The organism is Muriicola sp. (genome assembly GCF_041567615.1).
Taxonomy (GTDB): Bacteria; Bacteroidota; Bacteroidia; order Flavobacteriales; family Flavobacteriaceae; genus Muriicola.
Genome location: NZ_JBFGBM010000225.1, coordinates 1 through 3,660 on the forward strand (window position 1 = coordinate 1; position 3,660 = coordinate 3,660).

Here is a 3,660-nt window from a genome sequence, read left to right on the forward strand (position 1 = left end):
CCTCACAGGAAAAATAGACCAATGGCCCGTCAGTGGCACTTGGGCGATAAAAATCGGAGTGTTTTACAAGGGAACCCCTGGCACCGGGTTTTCCGTCTGCAAAAGGGAACCACCCCATCAGTAACTCATTGAAATCCTGAACGTGGATTTGAACGTCAAATACAGCCTCATAAAACTTTTTTGCACGGTCCATATCCTCCACAGGGAGCTCGAACCAACCTACCATATTGTATTCCATCACTGAGAATTTGTTTCGAGTTTGTTTTTAAGTGTAGACAGTCCCTCTTCAAAATCCTTGCCCACCGCTTTGTCCATATTCATAAAGAGCATCATAATGCTCATGGGAAATTTGTTCTTCCCCTTAAAACCCCAGGTAACCTTCGTGCCATTTCCGGATGCGTCTTCGGTGATCAGGTAGCAGTCCGACTGGGATTTCCAGGGTTTCATAAAACGCAGCTCCCCGTCTATTCTTTTCCCGGGATCTATGGCTTTGATCTCCTGCTCCCCCTCCCCTACTTCCTTATTTCCATTCCAGTAGCTGATCGCACCGACTTCTCCATCCGTACCCGTGAATTTCTGTTCCATGTTGGGATCCTTTTTGGCCCAGGGAGACCATTCATCCATTTTCCTGAGGTACCTCAAGTAATCGAATACCTCGCTCCTGGGTTTCGAGATGACAATGGAGCGATTTACATCATAGGATTTTGGGGCGATGATGGCCAGAATCAGGATGATGGCCAGCAGCACAAGCAGGATGTAAAGTGCTGTATACATATCATTATCAATTAGTTGGTTGCTGAAGTAAGATACGAAATCTTTCTAACGGTCCTGATGGTAACGGGCGATAATTTTATCGAGGTTCCGCACCGACTTTTTGATCCATTCCACCCGTTTTTCTTCTTTTTCCTCCTCTCTTAACTTCCAGTCCACGCTGGAGGCATGCAGCAGGGAGGTCGCCCTCTGAAGTACGATGGCCGCTGCCACGGAGACATTGAGGCTTTCCGTGAAACCCACCATGGGGATGTGGATCAGGTCATCGGCCTTTTCCAGGGCCTTTTCACTCAGCCCCTCTTTTTCGGCCCCGAACAGGAAGGCTATCTTGTGGTCTACGGTGAGCTTCTCGAGAGAAAGGGCATCTTTTCGGGGTGTGGTGGCCAGTATTCGGTACCCCTTGTCCCTGAGGCTCTTCAGACAGGCTTCCGTGGTGGGGTATCTGTGTATGTCTACCCATTTCTGCGCTCCCAGCGCGATCTTTTTGTCGAGTCGCTTGCCAAATCGCTCTTCGATGATATGGACGTCCTGAAGGCCAAATACATCGGCACTCCGGATCACCGCACTCGCATTGTGGAGGTGGTAAACATCTTCCATGGCCACCGTGATATATCGGGTACGCCATTGCAGTACTTCTGAAAATCGCCTTAACCGATCTTCAGATACGAATGACTCCAGATATGCGATCAGACCGGGATCCACCATAGTTCGAATATATGAAAAACGTATCTTTAGGAGAAAGCAAGGCGATGAAGAGAAAGATCACCATCCTCACAGGGGCTGGGATGAGCGCAGACAGCGGTCTGAAGACATTCCGGGATGCAGACGGTCTCTGGGAGGGCCACGATGTCATGGAAGTAGCTTCGCCCCAGGGATTCAGGTCGAACCCCGAACTCGTCCTGCAGTTCTACAACGAAAGGCGCAGACAATTGCTGCAGGCGAGGCCCAATGCGGGTCACAAGGCACTCGTGGAACTGGAAAAGAAATTCGACACCCACATCATCACACAGAATGTGGATGATCTGCATGAAAGGGCGGGAAGCAGTCGGGTACTCCATCTCCACGGCGAATTGCTCAAGGTCAGGAGTACCGCGCCTCCGTATTCCGTGTACCGCTGGGAGAAAGACCTGTATCTCGGGGACGTATGTGAAGCCGGAAATCAGCTCCGTCCCCATATCGTCTGGTTTGGGGAAGAGGTACCCTTATTGCCCAGAGCTGCCTCCATTACTTCCGAAGCGGATATCCTGATCATCGTCGGCACTTCCCTGCAGGTGTACCCTGCCGCCTCCCTGCTCTATTACGCTGATGAAGGGGTGCCTATTTACCTGGTGGATCCCCGGCCTGCACTGGCCCCCACCCCCGGTCTCAACCTCCACCTTATCCCTCACAAGGCATCAGAAGGAGTACCCGAACTGGTATCCCGGCTCCTGGATCAGGGAGTGTGATCCGATCCCCCTCTACCATAAAGTATTCGCCTCTCTAAACTCGAAAGGAATAGTTATCTTTGCGCTTTCTCGAAACTATGAGTTCAGCACGAGACCTTACCACAGAAATCAAGGCGATATCGCCCGTAGACGGCCGTTATAAGAAAAAGGTAAAATCCCTGGTGTCCTACTTCTCTGAAGAGGCATTGATGAAGTACAGGGTACGGGTGGAGATCGAGTACTTTATCGCATTGGTAAATCTGCCTTTGCCTCAGTTGAAGGAAATCCCCGGGTCTAAGTTCACTCCCCTGAGGAAGATTTACAGGGAATTCTCCACGGAAGATGCCCTGGAGATCAAGAAGATCGAACAGACGACCAACCACGACGTAAAAGCTGTTGAATATTTTGTAAAATCGAGGTTCGATGCCCTGGGGCTGTCAGCATTCAAGGAATTCATCCACTTCGGGCTGACCTCCCAGGATATCAATAACACGGCTATCCCGCTCTCAGTTAAGGAGGCGATACAGGAGGTGTATCTGCCGGGAATAACAGAACTCATCACCACCCTGGAAGAAAAGGCCGGAGAATGGGAAGCAGTACCCATGCTCGCCAGGACCCACGGACAGCCGGCCTCCCCAACCCGACTCGGGAAGGAAATAGAGGTCTTCATCACGCGGTTCAGGGAACAGCTGAAACTGTTGGAGGGAATTCCCCATGCCAGCAAATTCGGGGGAGCCACGGGAAATTTCAATGCCCATCAGGTGGCCTATCCAGAAATCGACTGGAAGGAGTTCGGCAAATCTTTCGTGGAGGAGGAACTCGGACTGTACCATTCTTTCCCGACTACCCAGATAGAACATTACGACCATATGGCGGCCCTCTTTGACAACCTGAAGAGGATCAACACCATCATGATCGACCTCAACCGCGACATCTGGACCTATATTTCCATGGATTACTTCAAGCAGAAGATCAAGGAAGGGGAAGTGGGCTCTTCAGCCATGCCACACAAGGTAAATCCCATCGATTTTGAAAATGCAGAAGGAAACCTGGGCCTGGCGAATGCTCTTTTTGAGCACCTGGCATCCAAACTACCGGTGTCCAGACTGCAACGCGATCTTACGGACAGTACCGTGCTCAGGAATATCGGGATCCCTTTTGCCCATACCCTGATAGCCCTGCAATCTACCCTGAAAGGACTGGGTAAACTCCTCCTGAACGGGCAGAGGATACAGGCCGACCTGGATAATAACTGGGCTGTGGTGGCCGAGGCCATCCAGACCATCCTCAGGAGGGAAGGATATCCAAATCCTTACGAAGCCCTGAAAGCCCTCACCAGGACGAATGATGGAATCACGCAGGAAACGATTTCCCGATTTATCGATACCCTGGAGATCACAGATAAGGTCAAATCCGAATTGAAATCCATCAGCCCGGAAAACTACACGGGTATCTGAGTCCCAAA

5 protein-coding genes are annotated in these 3,660 nt (G+C 50.9%); 2 read left to right on the forward strand and 3 right to left on the reverse strand.

Features of this window, described 5'->3' with window-relative positions:
- The 3 genes from ABYP73_RS12200 to ABYP73_RS12210 form a co-directional block, all read right to left on the reverse strand.
- The coding region (locus tag ABYP73_RS12200; protein ID WP_372974515.1) for a VOC family protein at window positions 1-238 on the reverse strand (238 nt) is incomplete at its 3' end.
- Window positions 238-774: an SRPBCC family protein gene (locus tag ABYP73_RS12205; RefSeq protein WP_372944646.1), complete on the reverse strand. Its 537-nt coding sequence runs from the start codon at window positions 772-774 to the stop codon at window positions 238-240. The genes ABYP73_RS12200 and ABYP73_RS12205, both read right to left, overlap by 1 nt.
- 45 nt (window positions 775-819) lie before the next feature.
- Window positions 820-1,476 carry a TrmH family RNA methyltransferase gene (locus ABYP73_RS12210; protein WP_372944645.1) on the reverse strand — a complete coding sequence of 219 codons (657 nt, stop codon included), beginning with the start codon at window positions 1,474-1,476 and terminating at the stop codon, window positions 820-822.
- A gap of 11 nt (window positions 1,477-1,487) precedes the next feature.
- On the opposite strand from ABYP73_RS12210, the gene ABYP73_RS12215 reads away from it, so the two are divergent.
- Both ABYP73_RS12215 and purB read left to right on the forward strand, forming a co-directional pair.
- Window positions 1,488-2,216, forward strand: coding sequence for an NAD-dependent deacetylase (locus tag ABYP73_RS12215; protein ID WP_372974516.1), 729 nt, complete (start codon window positions 1,488-1,490; stop codon window positions 2,214-2,216).
- Between the two features lie 77 nt (window positions 2,217-2,293).
- Window positions 2,294-3,652, forward strand: a complete 1,359-nt coding sequence (gene purB / locus ABYP73_RS12220; protein WP_372974517.1) for an adenylosuccinate lyase — start codon at window positions 2,294-2,296, stop codon at window positions 3,650-3,652.
- Window positions 3,653-3,660: the final 8 nt, after the last annotated feature.